The sequence below is a fragment of the Leucobacter tenebrionis genome (genome assembly GCF_019884725.1).
Classification (GTDB): Bacteria; Actinomycetota; Actinomycetes; order Actinomycetales; family Microbacteriaceae; genus Leucobacter; species Leucobacter tenebrionis.
Genome location: NZ_CP082322.1, coordinates 2,353,912 through 2,372,942, shown reverse-complemented (window position 1 = coordinate 2,372,942; position 19,031 = coordinate 2,353,912). Strand labels below are relative to the sequence as shown.

At 70.1% G+C, this 19,031-nt stretch carries 18 protein-coding genes and 1 tRNA gene; 8 read left to right on the top strand and 11 right to left on the bottom strand.

From position 1 onward, the window contains the following. Positions 1-25: 25 nt before the first annotated feature. Both secE and KVY00_RS10930 read right to left on the bottom strand, forming a co-directional pair. Positions 26-298, bottom strand: coding sequence for a preprotein translocase subunit SecE (gene secE / locus KVY00_RS10935; protein WP_255572606.1), 273 nt, complete (start codon positions 296-298; stop codon positions 26-28). 51 nt (positions 299-349) lie between these two features. Then, a tRNA-Trp gene (locus KVY00_RS10930) sits at positions 350-425 on the bottom strand. A gap of 224 nt (positions 426-649) precedes the next feature. Here KVY00_RS10930 and KVY00_RS10925 point away from each other — a divergent pair. Next, positions 650-1,852 carry a pyridoxal phosphate-dependent aminotransferase gene (locus KVY00_RS10925; RefSeq protein WP_223042984.1) on the top strand — a complete coding sequence of 401 codons (1,203 nt, stop codon included), beginning with the start codon at positions 650-652 and terminating at the stop codon, positions 1,850-1,852. Between the two features lie 133 nt (positions 1,853-1,985). Here KVY00_RS10925 and KVY00_RS10920 read toward each other — a convergent pair whose 3' ends face one another. The 4 genes from KVY00_RS10920 to KVY00_RS10905 form a co-directional block, all read right to left on the bottom strand. After that, a complete protein-coding gene (locus KVY00_RS10920; RefSeq protein WP_223042983.1) occupies positions 1,986-2,468 on the bottom strand; it encodes a hypothetical protein in 483 nt (160 codons plus the stop codon). Positions 2,469-2,721: 253 nt separating this feature from the next. After that, entirely contained in the window at positions 2,722-3,291 is a 570-nt protein-coding gene (locus KVY00_RS10915; RefSeq protein ID WP_223042982.1) for a TetR/AcrR family transcriptional regulator, read from the bottom strand. A gap of 256 nt (positions 3,292-3,547) precedes the next feature. After that, entirely contained in the window at positions 3,548-6,118 is a 2,571-nt protein-coding gene (locus KVY00_RS10910; RefSeq protein ID WP_223042981.1) for a YhgE/Pip family protein, read from the bottom strand. Positions 6,119-6,172: 54 nt separating this feature from the next. Further along, on the bottom strand, positions 6,173-6,985 hold the full coding sequence (locus KVY00_RS10905; protein WP_223042980.1) for an ATP-binding cassette domain-containing protein: 813 nt from the start codon (positions 6,983-6,985) through the stop codon (positions 6,173-6,175). A gap of 237 nt (positions 6,986-7,222) precedes the next feature. On the opposite strand from KVY00_RS10905, the gene KVY00_RS10900 reads away from it, so the two are divergent. From KVY00_RS10900 to KVY00_RS10890, 3 genes are read left to right on the top strand one after another with little or no spacing between them, the layout of a single operon-like run. Beyond that, positions 7,223-8,404 carry an LLM class flavin-dependent oxidoreductase gene (locus KVY00_RS10900; RefSeq protein WP_223042979.1) on the top strand — a complete coding sequence of 394 codons (1,182 nt, stop codon included), beginning with the start codon at positions 7,223-7,225 and terminating at the stop codon, positions 8,402-8,404. Positions 8,405-8,451: 47 nt separating this feature from the next. Further along, positions 8,452-8,889, top strand: a complete 438-nt coding sequence (locus KVY00_RS10895) for a MarR family winged helix-turn-helix transcriptional regulator (RefSeq protein WP_223042978.1) — start codon at positions 8,452-8,454, stop codon at positions 8,887-8,889. A 46-nt stretch (positions 8,890-8,935) separates the two neighbouring features. Then, on the top strand, positions 8,936-9,622 hold the full coding sequence (locus KVY00_RS10890) for a CE1759 family FMN reductase (protein ID WP_223042977.1): 687 nt from the start codon (positions 8,936-8,938) through the stop codon (positions 9,620-9,622). 120 nt (positions 9,623-9,742) lie between these two features. Here the strand turns inward: KVY00_RS10890 and KVY00_RS10885 are convergent, their stop codons facing one another. From KVY00_RS10885 to KVY00_RS10875, 3 genes are all read right to left on the bottom strand, one after another. Continuing rightward, complete coding sequence (locus KVY00_RS10885; RefSeq protein WP_223042976.1) at positions 9,743-10,696, bottom strand: Dyp-type peroxidase; 954 nt, start codon at positions 10,694-10,696, stop codon at positions 9,743-9,745. Positions 10,697-10,838: 142 nt separating this feature from the next. Then, positions 10,839-12,164 (bottom strand): MFS transporter, encoded by a 1,326-nt coding sequence (locus tag KVY00_RS10880; protein WP_394358244.1) that lies wholly within the window; start codon positions 12,162-12,164, stop codon positions 10,839-10,841. Between the two features lie 108 nt (positions 12,165-12,272). Further along, positions 12,273-12,734 (bottom strand): MarR family winged helix-turn-helix transcriptional regulator, encoded by a 462-nt coding sequence (locus KVY00_RS10875; RefSeq protein WP_255572605.1) that lies wholly within the window; start codon positions 12,732-12,734, stop codon positions 12,273-12,275. A 367-nt stretch (positions 12,735-13,101) separates the two neighbouring features. Here KVY00_RS10875 and KVY00_RS10870 point away from each other — a divergent pair, with 367 nt between their 5' ends. The 4 genes from KVY00_RS10870 to KVY00_RS10855 all read left to right on the top strand — a co-directional run bounded on the left by KVY00_RS10870 (position 13,102) and on the right by KVY00_RS10855 (position 15,975). Next, the gene (locus KVY00_RS10870) at positions 13,102-13,554 is read left to right on the top strand and encodes a VOC family protein (protein ID WP_255572604.1); all 453 of its coding nucleotides are present in this window, start codon (positions 13,102-13,104) and stop codon (positions 13,552-13,554) included. A 31-nt stretch (positions 13,555-13,585) separates the two neighbouring features. After that, positions 13,586-14,230 (top strand): dihydrofolate reductase family protein, encoded by a 645-nt coding sequence (locus tag KVY00_RS10865; RefSeq protein ID WP_223042974.1) that lies wholly within the window; start codon positions 13,586-13,588, stop codon positions 14,228-14,230. A 115-nt stretch (positions 14,231-14,345) separates the two neighbouring features. Further along, a complete protein-coding gene (locus KVY00_RS10860; RefSeq protein ID WP_255572603.1) occupies positions 14,346-14,912 on the top strand; it encodes an RNA polymerase sigma factor in 567 nt (188 codons plus the stop codon). After that, positions 14,905-15,975 carry a hypothetical protein gene (locus KVY00_RS10855; RefSeq protein ID WP_223042973.1) on the top strand — a complete coding sequence of 357 codons (1,071 nt, stop codon included), beginning with the start codon at positions 14,905-14,907 and terminating at the stop codon, positions 15,973-15,975. Before KVY00_RS10860 ends, KVY00_RS10855 begins: the two co-directional genes overlap by 8 nt. A 131-nt stretch (positions 15,976-16,106) precedes the next feature. On the opposite strand, the gene KVY00_RS10850 is transcribed toward KVY00_RS10855, so the two are convergent. Then, on the bottom strand, positions 16,107-17,483 hold the full coding sequence (locus KVY00_RS10850) for an NAD-dependent succinate-semialdehyde dehydrogenase (RefSeq protein WP_223042972.1): 1,377 nt from the start codon (positions 17,481-17,483) through the stop codon (positions 16,107-16,109). Between the two features lie 146 nt (positions 17,484-17,629). After that, a complete protein-coding gene (locus KVY00_RS10845) occupies positions 17,630-19,021 on the bottom strand; it encodes an aspartate aminotransferase family protein (RefSeq protein ID WP_223042971.1) in 1,392 nt (463 codons plus the stop codon). Positions 19,022-19,031 lie beyond the last annotated feature (10 nt).

The following is a 19,031-nucleotide window of genomic DNA, read 5'->3' as shown; positions in this document are numbered from 1 at the left end:
GGATTCGGGATCGGACGCTCGCCCGTCAGGCGAGCGGCGTGCCGAAGATGAAGACGGTCACCCAGCCGAACGCCTGGTCGAGCACCCACACGAGGGCCATCATGATCAGCACGAACGCGATCACCACGAGGGTGAAGTTGACGAGCTCCTTGCGGGTCGGCGTGACGACCTTCTTCAGCTCGCCGATCACCTGCTGGATGAACAGGAAGATCCGACTGAACCAGTTGCGCTTCGCAGCGCGGTCGGCCTTGGCGCGCTCGACCAGACCGCCGCCGCTCTCCTCGACTTCACTGCTCACTCGCATGTCCTTTCAACTCTCCCGGCCGGTGCGCGAGCACCGATCGGGATCTGGCAGGGCGGACAGGACTCGAACCTGCAACCTGCGGTTTTGGAGACCGCTGCGCTACCAATTGCGCCACCGCCCTATGGAGATCACGACCTTCACCTTCCGCCCTGAGGGCATGAAAAATTATGGCGAAAGTCAATCACCGTGGATCACTCTACGCGATCCGACCCGGCTTGTCGAACCGGCTCCCCGCGCACCGGCTCCGCGATCCCGCGCCCCGCCCCTGGGATCACCCTCCGAAACGCCCCTGGGATCACCCCCAGAAACACACCGGTGGGGTGCCGCAGCCGGTAGTCTGGACGGGTGACCAACATCTCCCGTCTCTCGAAGAAGATCGCCGCCATCGCCGAGTCCGCGACCCTCAAGGTCGACGCGAAGGCCAAGGCCCTGCAGGCCGAGGGTCGGCCCGTGATCAGCTACGCCGCAGGCGAGCCTGATTTCGCCACGCCGTCGCACATCGTCGACGCCGCGCGCGCCGCCCTCGACGACCCGAAGAACTTCCGCTACACGGCTGCTACGGGCCTGCCCGAGCTGCGCGAGGCGATCGCCGCGAAGACCGCGCGCGACTCGGGCTGGGACGTGCCCGCCGGCCAGGTCATCGTCACGAACGGCGGCAAGCAGGCGGTCTACCAATCGTTCCAGGTGCTGCTCGATCCGGGCGACGAGGTACTCGTGCCCGCGCCGTACTGGACCACCTACCCCGAGGCGATCCAGCTCGCCGACGGTGTGCCCGTCGAGGTGTTCGCCGGCGCCGATCAGGGCTACAAGGTGACCGTCGAGCAGCTCGAGGCCGCCCGCACCGAGCGCACCAAGGTGCTGCTGTTCGTGTCGCCCTCCAACCCGACGGGCGCCGTCTACTCCCCCGAGGAGACGCGGGCGATCGGCGAGTGGGCCGAGGCGAACGGCCTCTGGGTCGTCGCCGACGAGATCTACCAGAACCTCGTCTACGACGGGGTGCGCGCCGTCTCGATCGTCGAGGCCGTGCCCGCTCTGCGGGATCGCGCGATCCTCGTGAACGGCGTCGCCAAGACCTACGCGATGACCGGCTGGCGCCTCGGCTGGATGGTCGGCCCCGCCGACATCATGAAGGGCGCAGCGAACCTGCAGTCGCACCTCTGCTCGAACGTAAACAACATCGCGCAGCGCGCGGCCATCGCCGCCCTGAACGGCCCCCAGGAGCCGATCGAGCAGATGCGTCTCGCGTTCGACCGCCGCCGCAAGCTCATCGTCGAGGAGCTGAACCGCGTTCCCGGCTTCAACTGCCCCACCCCCGAGGGCGCGTTCTACGCCTACGTCGACGTGACCGGTGCGCTTGGGCGCGAGATCCGCGGAGTCACGCCGACCACGTCGCTCGAGCTCGCCGACCTGATCCTCTCCGAGGCCGAGGTCGCCGCGGTGCCCGGCGAGGCCTTCGGCCCGAGCGGCTACCTGCGCTTCAGCTACGCGCTCGGCGATGAAGCGCTCGTCGAGGGCGTGCGTCGCATCCAGGCGCTGCTGAGCGAGTAGCGGGCCCCCTCCGGCCCCGGTCCCCCTGCGCGAGTTTGCGAGCCGCAGGAGGACCGGGGCCGAGCGCGGCGGCGCGAACGCGAGGAGGCGGGCAGGATCGCGCGATCCTGCCCGCCTCCTCGTCTTGCGCGCCTCAGCGCAGCAGCAGCTCGATCCCGAAGTAGGAGAGGCACCCGAAGAGGGCTCCCCAGAGAACGATCGACACGATCTGCCACCCGATCACGGCGTTCTTCGACGCCCCGAAGCCGACCATCGCCGCCGAGGTGATCTGGCTCGGCAGCAGCGTCTGCCCGAGCAGCGAGACTCCGGGCACCCCGAAGCGGTCGAACATGCGCTTCAGCCGCTGGCGCTTCGGGCTCGCCTCGAGGTCGGCGGTGCCCCGCGTCTCCCGCACCTTCCGTCGGGTCGCGTGCACGCTCAGCACGAAGATGAGCATGGAGACGGCGTTGCCTGCGACGGCGGCCACGACGGCGACGACCGGGTGGAGGCCGATCGCGACGCCGATGACCGATCCGAAGTACGACTCCACGAACGGGATCATGGAGACGAGCGCGACCGCCAACCACTGAGCCCACTCCGGGAAGCCGGCCGCGAATTCCTGCAGTTGTTCGATCATCTCGTGCTCCCTGGTTCCGGTGTCGTGCGTGCGGGCCGGGCATGGCTTCCGCCCGTCGTTCCAGGCTATTGAGACGGGCAGCGGGGCGGATCCGCCGCGGGAATGAGATCGGGATCGCCGCTCCGCCGCGCGGGGGAATCCGTCGGGATGAGGCTGGCGCTCAGCCCGCGCTCACCCCTCGGCGCGTCCGGGGCGCACGAGGCCCGTCTCGTAGGCGAGCACGATCAGCGCGGCCCGATCCCGAGCACCGAAGTCAGTACGCGCGCAGCACCTGATCGAGCACCTGGTCCACGCTCTGATCCCGGCGGAAGAGCAGCCAGTCGAGGCACGCCCCCGCGAGCGCCCCGAAGAAGGCCGCCCCCGCGATCTCGGTGATGTCGTCGGGCAAGCGCGATCCTCCCCTCGCGGCCTCCGCCTCGCGCAGCACGTCGCGGAAGCGCACCACCACCGAGGAGCGGGCGAGCTCCATGGCCCCTGCCCACGCCCGGTCGGTGCGGAACACCTCGGACGCCATGAGCTTGGCGAGATCGAGGTTGCCGCGCAGGGTCTCGAGGGTCGCGGCCGCGACCGCGCGGGGCAGCAGCTCGGGATCGCCTTCGGCTCGGGCGCGCGCCTCGTCGATGGCGGCGGCGAGACGCTCGAAGCCGTCGCGCATCACCTGCTCGAAGATCGCGTCCTTGGACGGGAAGTTGTAGTAGAGACTGCCCTTGGCGACCCCGGCCGCCTCGGCGATCTGGTCCATCGAGGCGCCGCTGATCCCGTGCTGCGCCGCGATGCGCACCGCCGCCTCGGTGATGAGCTGCTTCGTGTTCACCCGTGCCATGGGTCTATCCTCTCGCGTTCGCGCTGTTCCCGGCTCAACTCGTGCGCGCAGCCGCCTCAGGTGAACCCGCCGCCCTAACTGCACCGATCTGCCCAAAAGCACACCGATTCGGCGGTTTCGAGGTGTTCCTGGGCAGATCGGTGCTGCACGGGGTGCGGAGGCCGGTGCGGCTGGTTGGGATGGCGCGGCGGGCTGGATCGGGCGGATTGCCGGCCGACCCAGCCGGTCGGGCCGGCCGACCCGGCCAGCCGGCCGCCTAGATCGCCAGCTCGGGGTGCAGCCGCTTGATCGTCCACACCTTCTGGCGGCGCGCGGCGATCGCGCTGATCGCGAGCGACCCGACGAGCACGCCCGCCATCACGAGCAGCGACCCCCAGAACCGGGCGTCGATCCCGCCGCCGATCAGCTGACGCAGCCCCTCGACCACGTACGAGGCCGGCATGAAGGGGTGCAGCGCCTGGAAGAAGGCGGGCGTCGTCTCGACCGGGTAGGTGCCGCCCGACGACGACAGCATCAGCATGAGCAGCACGAGGCTCACCACGCGCCCCGTCGCCGTACCGAGCAGCGCGATGAACATCTGCTGCAGCGCCAGGAACGCGAGGGTGACGAGCAGCATGAACGCCGTCATGCCCATCCAGTGCGCGGGCCGCATGCCGATCCCGAACACCAGCACGGCCATCATGATCGCCACCTGCCCGACGCCGATCAGCGCGGCGGGCCAGAAGCCGGTGAGCACCGATCGCAGCCCCGAGACGTTCGAGGCGAGGGGGCGACGCGGCAGCGGGCGCAGGATCAGCCAGGTGATGAGCGCCCCCACGAACGAGGCCAGTGCGATGAAGAACGGGGCGAAGCCCTCGCCGAAGCCCTGCACCTCGTTCTCGGTGTGCTCGGCGAGCTGCACGGGGGCCGCCATGGTCTCGGCGATGCGATCCCCCTGCCCCTCGGAGAATTCGGGTGCCTCATCGGCGCCCTCGGCGAGCTGCTGGGCGAAGGTTCCGGATCCCTCGCTCACCTGCTCGGCGCCCTTCGCGAGCTCGCCCGATTTCTCGCTCGCCTGCTGGGCGCCGGCGTCGAGCTTCGATGCGCCGTCGGCGAGCTTCCCCGCGCCCGACGCGAGCTGGTCCGCCCCGGAGGCGAGCGCCCCGGTGCCCTGGGTGAGCACCGCGGCGCCGTCCGCGGCCGTACCGACGCCGGAGGCGAGCGCGTTCGTCCCTTCGGCGACCGTGCCCGTGCCGGCCGCGAGCTTCGACGCGCCGTCCGCCAGCTGGGCGCTGCCGGCCTGCGCCTCACCGCTCTTGGCGGCGAGGGTGCCGGATCCGGAGGCGACCTGCGTCGCACCCGCGCTCAGCTCACCCGCTGCGCCCTGCAGCTTGCCGAGACCGTCGACGAGCGCGCCCGCGCCCTGATCGAGCTCGGCGACTCCGACCGAGAGCTCACCGCTCTTCGCGGCGACGTTCTGCAGTTGCGAGTCGAGCGACGCCGCGCCCGCGGAGAGGTCGTTCGCACCCTGCGATACCTGCGAGGCGCCGTCTCGAGCGGCCGCAGCGCCGTCCTGCAGCGCCGCCGCACCGCCCGCGAGCGCCTGCAGCGAGGAGCCCTGCTGCTGCAGTGCCGCGTCGAGCTGGGCGAGGGTCATTTCGGGGTTCGCCGCCGCGAGCTGCGCGACCTGCGCGAGCGCCGGGCTCAGCGCGGCAGAACCGTCGGCGAGCTGGGCCACGCCGTCGTTCAGGCTCGTCGCCCCGGCGGCGAGCGTCGACGCGCCGGAGCTGAGCGGAGCGCTGCCCTCGGCCTGCAGCTGGGCGAGGCCCGCCGCGAGCTGCGAGGCGCCCTGGGATGCGGCGGACGTGCCCGCGGGCAGTGCGCTCGCCCGCTCGACGAGCTCGTCGACGCCGCCCGCCAGCTTCTTGCTGCCCTGCGCGACGGAGGCGGCACCGCCGGCGACCTGCTCGGTGCCGTCCTTCAGCGCTCCGAGTCCGTCGCGGAGCTCGCCCGACTTGCCGGCGAGCTCGCTCGCGCCGCCGCTCACCTGGTCAGCGCCGGCCGCGAGCTGGGCGCTCTTTCCGCGCGCCTCGTCGAGCCCCGCGGCCAGGCGCCCGCTGCCGTCGTGCGCCGCGCCGGCACCCGCCGCGAGCTGCTGCGTGCCGTCGATGAGCGCGGGAGCCTGCGCGACCATCTGCGCGGTCCCGTCGGCGAGCTCGCCGAGGCCGGCGCTGAGCTTCGTGCTGCCGTCGGCGACCTTCGAGGCGCCTCCGTCGAGGGTCTCCGCCGCCTCGGCCGCCTTGCGGGTGCCGTCGCTCAGCTTCTCGACGCCCACCATGACCTGCTCGGCAGCGGTCTGCGTGGCCGTCTGCGCGACCGCGTCGCGCAGCTGCACCATGGCCTGCTTGCCGAGCGTCGAGGCCAGGAACGAGTTGTTGTCGTTGTAGACGACCTCGATCTCGCCGGCCTTGGGGTCGTCCTGCAGACCGGCGAGCGTGCTCGAGAAGTCGCTCGGGATCGTCACCGAGAAGTAGACGTCGCCGTCGCCCACGGCCTTCGCCGCTTCATCGGCGCCGAGGGGCTGCCAGTCGAGATCCTTGCCCTCCTCGAGCTGCTCGATCACGTCGTCGCCCGCGGCGAGCGTGCCGCCGTCCGGCTTCTCGGCCGGCTCGTCGAGGTTGACGATCGCCACGGGCAGTTTGTTCAGGTTGTCGGTGGGCGCCCAGAACGCCCACAGGTAGAGCGCTCCGTAGATGAGCGGGATGACGAGGAGCACCACGAGCGCGACCTTGGGCAGGGTGCCCTCGCGGAAGCGCTTCAGCTCGGTGCTGCGGGTGAACAGTGACATGGCGTTTCTTTCTGCGGTGATGGCCGATGCGCGGAACGGGCTGCGGCCGCGTCGTTAGAGTTCGATGACGGTGGGGGCGGCGTCCGAGGCGCTGCCGCGGGCCGCCGCCGGGGCAGCCGAGGTGAACAGCGCCGCGTCGCCGGGGTCGGTGGTCGCGACGACGATGCGGATCCCTCGCCGTGCGAGGCTGCTCAGCCGCTCGGCGACGAGTGCGCGCTCGGCGGGATCGCGCAGGGCGTCGAAGTCGTCGACCACAAGCAGCTCGGGCCCCTCGATGAGGGCGAGGGCGACGCGCACGAGCATCTCCTCGGCCGGGCCCAGTTCGCGCACGAGGATCGCGGGGTCCGGCTGCTCGAACTCGCCGAACGCCTCTGCGAGCAGCTCGCCCGAGAGCTCGGGGGTGATGCGCGGCGTGCGCCGGTACCAGGGCAGCGCCCAACCCAGGCGCTCCCGCAGCGTGGCGCCGAGCGTCACCGACGGCTCGAGCGCGTCGATGCCGTCGAAGCCGACGAGGCCGGTGATGCGCCGGATCTCCGAGAGTTTCGTCTCGCCGAGCGTCTCGAGGGATCCTCCGCTCAGCTTCATGCGCCCCGCGATCGAGAGCAGCAGCGAGGTGCGGCCGCTGCCCCGCGCCCCGAGCACCACCGTGACGGGGCTCGTGCTCGTGGCCGTCAGCGGGCCGAAGACCGCACCCCGCGCAGCACTCACGTGGGCGGCCCGCAGCTCGACCGCGGGAACGGGTGAGCCGCGCCTCGGCGAGACCGCGCCCGCCTCGACGGAGGCCTCGCCGCCGGTCTCGGCGATCCCGACCTCCGCGATATCGAGCTCCACGTTCCCGAGCTCCTCAGCGGCTTCGATGGTGCTCACGGATCCTCCTCTAATTCCTTGTACTGACTAGTCAGTCTAAATCCGCATGAGGGCTACGTCAACCCGCCCGCGCCCATCCCGCGAACCTCGCCTGCGCCGACCCCGCGGACCTCGCCCACCCCGATCCCGCGCCGCCCGCACCCCGGAGCAGCACAGGGCGGGAATAACCCGCGCCCCACCGCGTTAGATTTACATGCAAGCGCATATAATTGACGCAACAACAGAACGGAGCACCCCATGGAGTTCGGGATCTTCTCGGTCAGCGACGTGACCCGCGACCCGGTCAGCGGCGAGACCCCCAGCGAGGCCGAGCGCATTCAGGGCCTCGCCACCATCGCGAAGCACGCCGAGGAGGTGGGCCTCGACGTCTTCGCGATCGGCGAGCACCACAACCCGCCGTTCTTCTCGTCGAGCCCCACCACCTTCCTCGCCTACCTCGCCGGGCAGACCGAGCGGCTGAAGCTCAGCACGAGCACCACGCTCATCACGACGAACGACCCGGTGCGCATCGCCGAGGAGTACGCGATGCTGCAGCACCTCTCCCAGGGCCGCATGGACCTCATGCTCGGCCGCGGCAACACCGCCCCCGTCTACCCCTGGTTCGGCAAGGACATCCGCAGCTCGCTCCCCCTCGCGCTCGAGAACTACAACCTGCTGCACCGGCTGTGGCGCGAGGACGTGGTCGATTACGAGGGCAACTTCCGCACCTCACTGCAGGGCTTCACGAGCACCCCGCGCCCGCTCGACGACGTGCCCCCGTTCGTGTGGCACGGCTCGATCCGCACCCCCGAGATCGCCGAGCAGGCCGCCTACTACGGCGACGGCTTCTTCGCGAACCACATCTTCTGGCCCTCGGAGCACTCGCTGCGCCTCATCAACTTCTACCGCGAACGCTACGAGCACTACGGCCATGGCACCGCGAAGCAGGCGATCGTCGGCCTCGGCGGGCAGACGTTCATCGCGAAGAACTCGCAGGACGCGATCGACGGCTTCCGCCCCTACTTCAATGAGGCCCCCGTCTACGGTCACGGTCCCCGCATGGAGGACTTCATGAGCCAGACCCCGCTGAGCGTCGGCAGCCCGCAGGAGATCATCGACAAGACCCTCACCTTCCGCGAGACCTTCGGCGACTACCAGCGCCAGATGTTCCTCGTCGACCACGCGGGCCTGCCGCTCAAGACCGTGCTCGAACAGCTCGATCTGCTGGGCGAGGAGGTCGTGCCGGTGCTGCGCCGAGAGCTCGCAGCGCTCCGCGATCCCGAGGTCCCCGAGACCGCCCCCACCCACGCGAGCCTCGTGCGCGCCAAGTACGGCGACGAGGCCCCGCGGCAGCCGCGCCCGCGCGCCAACCGCGGTGATAACGTGACGGGCGGATCGCCGTACCTCGACAGCGCCGGCGCGAGCTTCGGGCTGCGCTGATCCGCCCAGCCCCCGCGCCCCACCCCGCTCACCATCTGGAGGACCCCATGAGCACCGACCGCGTCGACCTCAGGCTCGCCAACGAGGCCTGGGAGTCACTCATGACAGCGCACGCGAGGCTCACCGCGATCTTCGCGGGCGAGGGCATGTGGAGCGAGGCCTCCATGCGCGAGTACGACGTGCTCTACACACTCGCGAAGGGCGACGGGCCCATGCGGCTCTGCCAGATCCAGGACGGCGTGCTGCTCAGCCAGCCGGCGCTCTCGCGCATGATCGACCGGCTCGTCGAGCGCGGCCTGCTGCACCGCGAGAGCGACCCCGACGACAGGCGCGCCGTGCGCATCTCGCTCACCGAGGAGGGCTCGCGCGTGCAGCGGGAGACCGGGCGCGCGCACGCGAAGAGCGTCGGCCGCGAGCTCGGCGCCGCCCTCACCCCGGAGGAGATGCGGGATCTGCGAGCGCTCTGCCGCAAGCTCGTCTCCTAGCCCCACTGCTACTACTCACATCCAGCCACCCTCACCGGAGGAACCCATGCTCCAGACCCCCAACACCGCACAACCGCGCACCCGCACCCTCGCGGTCGTGAGCGCCGGCACGAGCGACCCTTCCACCACCTCGATGCTCGCAAGCAGGATCGCCGACAAGGCGGCCGCGCTGGCGAAGCAGAACGAGGTCTCCCTGCAGATCCGATTCATCGACCTGCGGTCGCTCGCGCAGGACATCACCACCGCGCTGGTCTCCCAGCACGTATCCGCGGCGCTGCAGGAGGCGAGCGACACCCTGCGCGACGCCGACGCGCTCGTCGTCTCGACGCCGGTCTACAAGGCCGGGCCGAGCGGCCTGTTCACCTCGTTCTTCCAGGTGCTCGACAACGACCTGCTCATCGGCACCCCCGTCGTGCTCGCCGCGACCGCGGGCAGCTCGCGGCACGCGCTCGTGATCGACGACCAGCTGCGCGGCCTGTTCGCGTACCTGCGCACCGTGACGGTGCCCACCTCCCTGTTCGCCGCACCCGAGGACTGGAACAGCGGCGATCTCGGCAAGCGGGTCGAGCGCGCTGCGACCGAGCTGCTTGCGCTGATCTCGGGCGGTTTCCGCGATGCGGTGCGCGGCGAGGCCTGGGCCGGATACCAGCACTCCTTCGGCAGCGCCGGCGGCACCGAGGTCGGCATCGACCTCGAGAGCGACCTCATGCGGCTGGCGACCGGCGGGCGCTGAGCCGGGGATGCGCTCCGAGTAGCGCGAGAGGTCGATAAAGGCTCTCGCCTCCGGATTCCCGCGCCCTTTTCGACCTCTCACGAGGCCGGGCACCGGAGGCCGAGCGTGAACCGCGTGCGCTCAGTCGGCGAGACTCGCGAGCATCTCGGGGGTCGGCACGAAGTATGCGCTGCCGGTGACGGGCGTGGAGAAGTCGAGCAGGCGGTCGTGCATCCCCGGCGGATCCCCGATGAACATGCGCTCGAGCATCCGCTCGATCACCCAGAGGTGGCGCGAGTAGCCGATGAAGTAGGTGCCGTGCTCGCCGCTGCCCGGCCGCGCGAAGGGCATGTTGTCGCGCACGATGTCGTGCTCGCCCTGAGCATCCTCGATCGTCGCGAGCGTCTTGTGCGCCTTCTGCGCGTCCGCCGGAGCGTCGTCGAGCTCGAGGTTGTCGGCCTTCGTGCGCCCCATGACGGCCTCCTGTTGCTCCGTCGTCAGCCCCTGCCACGCCTCGAGGTCATGCAGATACTTCTGCACGACGACGTAGCTGCCACCGGCGAAGCCGGGATCCTCGTCTCCCACGAGCGCCGACTCGGGGAGGTCGGGGCCGATCGGATTCGCCGTGCCGTCGACGAAGCCGAGCAGGTCGCGCGCGTCGAAGTATCGGAACCCCGAGACCTCATCAACCGTCTCGACGGCTGATCCGAGCCCCTGCAGCAGCAGCCTTTCGAGCTCGTAGACCAGGTCCTCGCGCTCGGCCCGGATATGGAAGAGCAGATCGCCCGGCGTCGACACCGCCGTGTGCTTCGCCCCCTGCACCGCGCGGAACGGGTGCAGTTCGGCGGGCTTCTGCGGCCCGAGCAGGCGATCCCACACCCGATCGCCGATGCCCACCGTGCAGGAGAGTCGCATGCGCGGCCCTCGGAATCCCACGGTCTTGACCAGATCCTCGAGACCTCCGAGCGTCTCCCGCACCGTCGCGAAGCTCTGCTCGCCGTCCCCGTGGTCGTCCACGATCCTCACCACCAGGAACACGGCGTGGGGAGTCAGAGGGCCCTCGATGTTCTGAGTGTTGTAGTCGGACTGCTCCATGCGCCAACGCTAGCAGCGCACAGCCCCGGCGTAGCGGGCCGATCTTGGACCGACCCGGACTCAGTGAGGAGATCCTGCTTCAGGCGGGTGTTCCGCGGCGGAACACCCGCCTGAAGCAGGATCTCCTCACTGGGCGCCGGACCTATGCGGCGTCGCCCGTGGCGATCGCCTCGGCCTCGCCCACCGCGGTCTCGTGCGGCGTCGCGCCGACGCGGTGCAGCAGGTGGCCGACGCTCGCGAGCACGATGATCGAGACGACGAGCGAGGCGGCTCCCACCCAGTACGGGGCCGGGGCGCCGAGCGCCGCGGCGATGGGGCCGGCGATGGCGGGGGCGATCGCTCCGCCGATGAACCGCACCGCCGAGTAGGTCGACGATGCCACGTTGCGCGGCAGGTCGGTCGCCTCCATGACGGCCTCGGTGAGGGCGGTGTTCATCACACCGAGCAGCAGACCGCTCACGACGACGACCGCGATGAGGCCGGGCAGGGAGTTCACGAAGACGCCGAGCAGCACCAGGCAGATCGTGAGCCCGCCGAGCATGGTGAAGAGCACGGGCCGCAATCCGAAGCGACGGGTCAGCACGGGCGCCACGAGCACCGAGGTGATCGCGAGCGCGAGGCCCCAGCCGAAGAATACGAGGCCGAGTTCGTGGGCGCCGAACTCATGCATACCTGCGGCCTTCGCCGCGGCCTCCATGGGGTACGGGCTGTAGGCGAGCAGCACGAAGAAGCCGAAGTTGTAGAAGAACGCGACGGCGCTGAGCGCGAGCAGCGCGGGGTTGCCGAGCGCCTTGAATCCCGCCACGAGCGAGGGGCGCTGAGCGCGGGCGGCCTTGCGCTCCTCAGCGGTCTGCTTGGGGGCGCGCAGCAGGACGAGGATCGCGAGCAGCGCGACGGCCATGAGCACCGCGGTGCCGAAGAACGGGCCGCGCCACGAGATGGAACCGAGCGCGCCGCCGACGAGCGGTCCGATCGCCATGCCCACGCCGAGCGCGGCCTCGTAGAGCACGATCGCCTGGCGCGAGCCTCCTGAGGCTGCGCCCACGATCGCGGCCAGCGCGGTCGAGATGAAGAGCGCGTTGCCGAGCCCCCAGCCGGCGCGGAAGCCGATGATCTCGCCGACGGTGCCGGATGCACCGGCGAGGGCGGCGAAGAGCACGATCAGCACGAGGCCCGCCACGAGCGTCCAGCGGACGCCGATGAGCCCGGAGACCCAGCTCGTGAAGAACATCGCGATGCCCGTGATGAAGAGGTAGCTCGTGAAGAGCAGCATGGTCTGGCTGGCGGTCGCGCCGAGCTCATGGCTGATGGCCGGCAGGATCGGATCGACGAGGCCGATCCCCATGAACGAGATGGCGCAGGCGAATGCGATCGCCCACACGGCGGTGGGCTGACGCAGGATCGAAGCCTTGCGGGGCGGCTCGGCTGCGGCGCGGGCGGTGCTCGCCTGCGATGCGCCGTGCGGCACGCGGATCGACCCGGTGTCGGAGCGGGATTCTGTGACGGTGGACGTGATGACTCCTCGGTCGTTGGTGTTCGGTGTGGGTGCCGCGCGCGCCGGGCGGGCGGCCGTGGATCAGGCTCGCGGATCCTCGATCCGCTCGCTCAGCTGCTGCAGCAGCTCGACCGCGCGCGCGAGCGTCGCCCGGTCGAAGTCGGAGAGTTCGCCGAGATGCGGCCGCACGCGATCGGCGGCGATGCCGCGGTACTCGTCGAGAGCCGCACGGCCCGCCTCGGTGATGCCCACGCGGGTGGCGCGGCCGTCATCGGGATCGGGGTGCCGGTCGACCCAGCCCTCGTGCTCGAGGCGCTGCACGAGTCCGGTCATGGAGGGCTGCGCGACCCGCTGCTGCTGGGCGAGTTCGCTCACGCGCGCCGAACCCGACTGCTCGAGTTCGGCGAGCACGCGCCAGGCGACGAGCGAGTAGCCCACGCCCGCGGTGCGGCCCGCGATGCGGGAGAACCGACCGCTGATACGGGTCAGCTCAAGCGCAAGAGCATCAAGATTCGATGCATTCTGAGCGTTATCTTCAACCACAAAAACAATCATACACCCATTTGCATAGCAGAGCTATGCAAATGACGATGATGTGACGACGAGACGGGGCAGGACGCCCCCTTTCATCCCGCGAGCATCGGCGCGAGCGGGGTGAGCAGCACGACGATCGCGGCGTTCGCCCACAGCGCCGGCGTAGACTCCTCGCCCCGTTGTAGACCTCTCGCGCGGTGCGAGAGGTCTACAACGGGGCCGGAGGCCTACAATGGCGCCCCGCTCCAGGCGATCCCAGGGTCCCGTGGCGGGGCTCCGAGGCCGGCGCCGAACGAATCTCGCCGCTTGCCCTCGACAAGCTCGCGAGTTTTTTGCAAGCTTGAGTCATCCGACGAGCGAGCCAAGGGAGCCTCACGTGATCTTCGTCAACCTCACCACCACCGACCTCGAACGCAGCAAGGCCTTCTACACGGCGCTGGGCTGCGACATCAATCCGCTGTTCACCGACGAGAACGCCGCCTGCGTCGTCTGGGACGAGAACACGTTCTTCATGGTGCTGACCCACGAGCACTTCGCGCAGTTCACCGACAAGCCGATCGCCGATCCGCGCGAGAGCGCGCAGGCGATCGTCGCATTCACCCGCGACTCCCGCGAGCACGTCGACTCGACAGTCGAGGCCGGCCTCGCCGCCGGCGGCACCGAGAACCGCGAGCCGCAGGACTACGGCTTCATGTACCAGCGCAGCATGCAGGACCCCGACGGCAACATCATCGAGTTCACCTACATGGAGCCGCAGGCCGCCGAGCAGGGCCCCGAGGCGTACACCGAGGAGCACGGCGCGGGCCCGGATTCGGTGCCCGGAATCTGAGACCGCCCATAGACGACCGGTTCGAGCCATCATGACCGAGAACGCAGCAGCGGGTCGCATCGTGATCGACCTGTTCACCACGCTCGACGGGGTCGCCCAGGCCCCGGGCGCGCCCGACGAGGATCCCGCCGGGGGTTTCCGCTTCGGCGGCTGGCAGGCGCCGCACCCCGACGACATGGTCGGCCGATCCGTCATGGACGGCATGCACCGCATGGACGCGCTGCTGCTGGGCCGCCGCACCTACGACATCTTCGCGGAATACTGGCCGCAGCACGGCGACAGCGAGGTCGGCCGCGTGCTGAACGCGCTGCCCAAGTACGTCGCCACGCGCAACCGCGACTTCCCGCTCGGCTGGCCGGGCAGCACGCGCGTGGGAGACGACCTTCCTGGCGAGCTGGCGCGCCTGCGCGAGCGGCACGACGAGGTGCACGTCATCGGCAGCATCGACCTCGTGCAGACGCTCGTCGCCGAGCGCCTCTTCGACGAGCTGAAGCTCTGGGTCTACCCGATCGTGCTCGGCGAGGGCAGCAGGGTCTTCCCAGACGGGGCGGCACCCACGAACCTGCGCCTCATCGAGCCGCCGGTCTCGGGGAGCGCCGGGGCGGTGCTGCTGCGCTACGCGCCCGAGGCCGGCAGCCCCGAGACCGGCACCATGGACGACTCGCCCGAGGCGTGAGCCCGGCGTATCACCGCTCCTACCCGACTCCGGATTCGACCGGGCGCGGTTGCTCGACGGAGCGCTGCCGGCGTGAATCGTGAACTTTTCCGCTCCGCCCGGGGAATACCCCTATGTGAGCACAGATTCCATCCTGATCGCACGATCACTCGCGGAGCCCGCCGTCTTCGGGGAACTCTTCCATCGTCACGCCGCGGCCCTGCACCGCTATGTCGCGCGCCGAACCGGAAGCAGCGTCGCCGACGACGTCACGAGCGAAACCTTCCTCATCGCGTTCGAGCGGCGCGGCCGCTTCGATCTCGAACGGGAGGACGCGAGACCGTGGCTGCTCGGGATCGCCACGAATCTGATCCACCGCCACCGCATCGCCGAGGCTCGCACGCTCAGATCCGCTGAGCGGGCCGCGGCGGAGGCGCCGATCCAGAGCATCGCCGACGAACTCGCCGAGATCGCCGAGACGCGCCTGGAGGTGCGCCGCGTCGCCCGCGAACTGCGGCGGCTCTCGATGGCGGACCGCGACTGCCTGCTGCTCTTCGCCTGGGAGGGCTTGAGCTACGAGCAGATCGCGGAGGCGATGGAGATCCCCGTCGGCACGGTGCGCTCACGACTCAATCGGGCGCGCCGCGTGCTGCGCGACGCCCCGCCAACCGTCACCGAGTTGAAGGAGACCGTCCATGAGTGACTACACCGCGCTGCAGTCCCTGCGCGCAGAAGTGACCGAGCCGACGCCCGCGCAGCTGGCGCCGGCGTTCGCCCGCCTCGACCGGGCGATGCGCGAGGTGGCCCCGCAGGAGCAGGAGGTGCGGATCGCGGATCCCGTGCCCGCCGCGTCCCACGTCGGCAACCGCAAGCGGGTGGGCCACCGGGTCGGCTGGAGCCTCGGCGCCGTCGGCGGGGCCCTCGCGCTCACACTGGTCGGCGGCAACGTCGCGCTGGCGGTCGAGTCCGCCCGCGCGAGCGAGCTGCTGCGGGAGATCGCGGGCACGACGGTCGCATTCGAGGACGCGGTGCCGGCTCCGGGCCAGTACCTGCTGGCGAGCACTCGGGCCGACTGGGGGGTGATCGCAGGCGACGAGGCGGATCCCGCAACCGCGGAATACCAGCCGAACGAGCAGAGGATCGACGTGTACATGCCCGCAGATCCGAGCGACGAATGGGTGCTCGTACGCGACTGGGGGGCAGGAGAAGCGGTCACTGCGGAACCCGGATCCGGCGAACACGTCGAGCACCTCACCGCACCCCATGGTGCCTTCTACCACGGACTCGGTGATCTGCCGCCGGGCACGGATCCCGCTGCCGACCCCGGTCTCGAAGAGGGCTGGATCGGCGTCGACCTCGGCGATATCCCCACTGAGAGCGGCGAAGCCGCCTACGCCTGGATCGACGGCCAATACGCCGACGCGTCGGCGTCGCGCGCCGAGGATAACTTCGATCGGATCGCCGGCCTACTGCGCACGGGTCTGATCCCGGCCGCCCAGCGAGCTGCGCTGCTCGAAGCGCTCGCCCTCGTACCCGGAGTCACGAGCACGGCCGGGGTTCCGAACCTCGACGGCATGGAGGGTGTGGCGTTCGGACGCACCGAGGCTCTGCGGAACGACGAGCGGATGGAGATCATTGTGGACCCCGAGACGGGCCTCGTGATCGGGGAACGGATGCTGACGGGGGTCGCCGTGTTCGGCTTCGGCGCGAACGAGGTGACGAGCAGCACGGCGATCGAGACGCGAGTGGTCGACGACGCGCCGTGACCCTGCGCCGCCGCACGACGAAGAGGGGGGTACCGACCCCGCTCGATGCGCCGTCGATATGACGCGTGTGGCCCCTCCTCTTCCCGAGGAGGGGCCACACGCGTCATATCGACGCTCAGGAACGCGGCGCGCTATGCCGCGACGAAGTACAGGCGCTTGTTCGCGAACTCGCCGATGCCGAGCGGGCCCATCTCTCGGCCGAAGCCCGAGCGCTTCACGCCGCCGAACGGGATCTCGGCCGCCTCGGCCGCGATGGTGTTGACGTGCGACATGCCGACCTCGAGCCGCGAGGCGACGCGTGCCGCGCGGGCCTCATCGGTCGAGAACACCGAGCCGCCGAGGCCGAGCGCGCAGTCGTTCGCGAGCTCGAGTGCCTCCTCGTCGCTCGACACGCGGTACACCGTCGCGACCGGGCCGAAGATCTCCTCGCGGTACGACTCGGAGTCGCGGGGCACACCGGTCAGCACGGCCGGCGAGTAGTAGGCCGCCGGACCCTCGGAGAGCACACCGCCGGCTTCAAGGGTCGCGCCCTCCTCGACGGCGCGCTGCACCTGCGCGTGCACCGTCTCGGCGGCTGCGCGGGTCGAGAGCGGGGCGAACTCGCCCTCGGCGAGGTTCAGCTGGTCGCCCGGGGTGAGGCCCGAAGCGAGCTTCTTGAGCTCGGCCACGAACTCGTCGTAGATGTCGTCCATCACGATGAGGCGCTTGTTCGAGTTGCAGACCTGGCCGCCGTTGTAGACGCGGAAGTTCCAGGCCTCGGCCGCGGTCGCCGCGACGTCGTCGCTGTCGAGCACCACCATCGGGTCGATGCCACCGAGCTCGAGCACGCACTTCTTCAGGTGCTGGCCGGCCTGCGCCCCGATGATCGCGCCAGCCCGCTCCGAGCCGGTGAGCGAGACGCCCTGCACGCGCGGATCGGCGATCATCGTCGCGATCTGGTCGTGCGAGGCGAACACGTTCTGGTAGCCCCCGACGGGCACGCCGGCCTGCTCGAAGATCTCCTGCATGGTCAGCGACGAGCGCGCGCAGATATCGGCGTGCTTGAGCAGGATCGTGTTGCCGAGCAGCAGGTTCGGCGCGGCGAAGCGAGCCACCTGGTAGTAGGGGAAGTTCCAGGGCATCACGCCGAGCAGCACGCCGATGGGGCGGTGCTCGACGTAGGCCTTGCCCGGGATCGTGCTCGGGATCTCGTAGTCGGTGATGAGGCTCGGGCCGTGCACCCCGTAGTACTCGATGATGTCGCGCGCGAACTCGACCTCGTCGATCGACTCCGCGAGCGACTTGCCCATCTCGGTCGCGATGATCCGAGCGAGTTCATCCTTGCGCTCCTCGAAGATCTCGGCCGCGCGCTTCACGACGACGGCGCGCTCCTGCACGCTCTTCTCGCGCCACTCGCGGTAGACCGCATCGGCGGCGGCGAGCTGCTGCTCGATCTCGGCGTCGGTCGCGCTGTCGAACGTCTCGATGATCTCGCCCGTCGCGGGGTTCTGCACTCGGTACTTGGCCATGATGCTCCTTGGTTTGCGTCTCTCGACTTACGTCATTCTGCGCGAAATCGCAGGATCCCATCAACAGGGATCCTGCGACTTCGCGCGGCGGTTGCGGCGCCACCCGCTCCCCGAGCTCGTCGAAGGGAGCGGGTGACGCCGGGTGGCTACGCGCCGGTGTAGTAGCCGTCGGCGACGTTCAGCGCCTCGTCGATGATGTCGAGGCCCCTGACGAGGTCCTCCTCGCTGATGATCAGCGGCGGCGCGACCTGCAGGCGGTTGCCGGCGGCGAAGGGCCACAGACCGGCCTGCTTGCAGGCGCCGATGACCGCGTTGAACGGGGCTGCAGCCTCGCCGGCCGCGTTGAACGGCACGAGCGGTTCGCGGGTCTCGCGATCCAGCACCAGTTCGATCGCCCAGAACAGGCCCGTGCCGCGCACCTCGCCGACCGACGGGTGCTTCTCGGCCATCTCGCGCAGACGCGGCCCGACCACGCGCGACCCCAGGTCGCGCACGCGCTCGAGGATCTGCTCCTCCTCGAAGATGTCGAAGGTGGCGACGCCGGCCGCGGCGCCGAGGGGGTGGCCGCTGTAGGTGAGGCCGCCCGGGAACGGGCGATCGGCGAAGGTGTTGTGGATCGGCTCGGAGATCACGACACCGCCCAGCGGCACGTAGCCCGAGTTGACGCCCTTCGCGAAGGTCACGAGGTCGGGGGTGACCCCGAACGCCTGGAACGCGAACCACTCGCCGGTGCGGCCGAAGCCCGCCATGACCTCGTCGCAGATCATCACGATGCCGTAGCGGTCGCACAGCTCGCGCACGCCCTCGAGGTACCCCGGCGTGGGCACGAGGATGCCGTTGGTGCCGGTGACGCTCTCGAGGATGATCGCCGCGATCGTGTTCGGGCCCTCCAGCTGGATCGTGTGCTCGAGGTGCTGCAGCGCGCGCTCGGTCTCCTGCTCCGGGGTTTCGGCGTGGAACTCCGAGCGGTAGGGGTAGGGGCCGAAGAAGTGCACCACGCCGGCATCGGGGGTGCCGTTGGCCCAGCGGCGGGGCTCGCCCGTGAGCGTGATCGCGGTCGCGGTCGAGCCGTGGTACGAGCGGTAGCGGGCGAGCACCTTCTGGCGGCCGGTGTGGTGACGGGCCATGCGCACCGCGTACTCGTTCGCGTCGGCGCCGCCGTTGGTGAAGAACACCGAGCGGGCGCCCTCGAAGGAGTGCTCGACGATGCGCTTCGCGAGCTCGCCGCGCACGTCGTTCGCCATGGCGGGCTGGATCGTGGCCAGACGGCCGGCCTGATCCTGGATCGCCTTGACGAGACCGGGGTGCTGGTGGCCGAGATTCAGGTTGACGAGCTGCGACGAGAAGTCGAGGTACTCGGTGCCGTCGTAGTCCCAGAAGCGCACGCCCTCGCCCTTGGCGACCGGCAGCGGGTTGATCTGCGCCTGCGCCGACCACGAGTGGAAGACGTAGTCGCGGTCGTTGCGGCGCACCTCGCGCTGGGCGTCGGTGTCGCCGAAGGCCTGCTCGGCGCCGTTCAGGTCGATGTAATCAGTCATGTCTCTTATT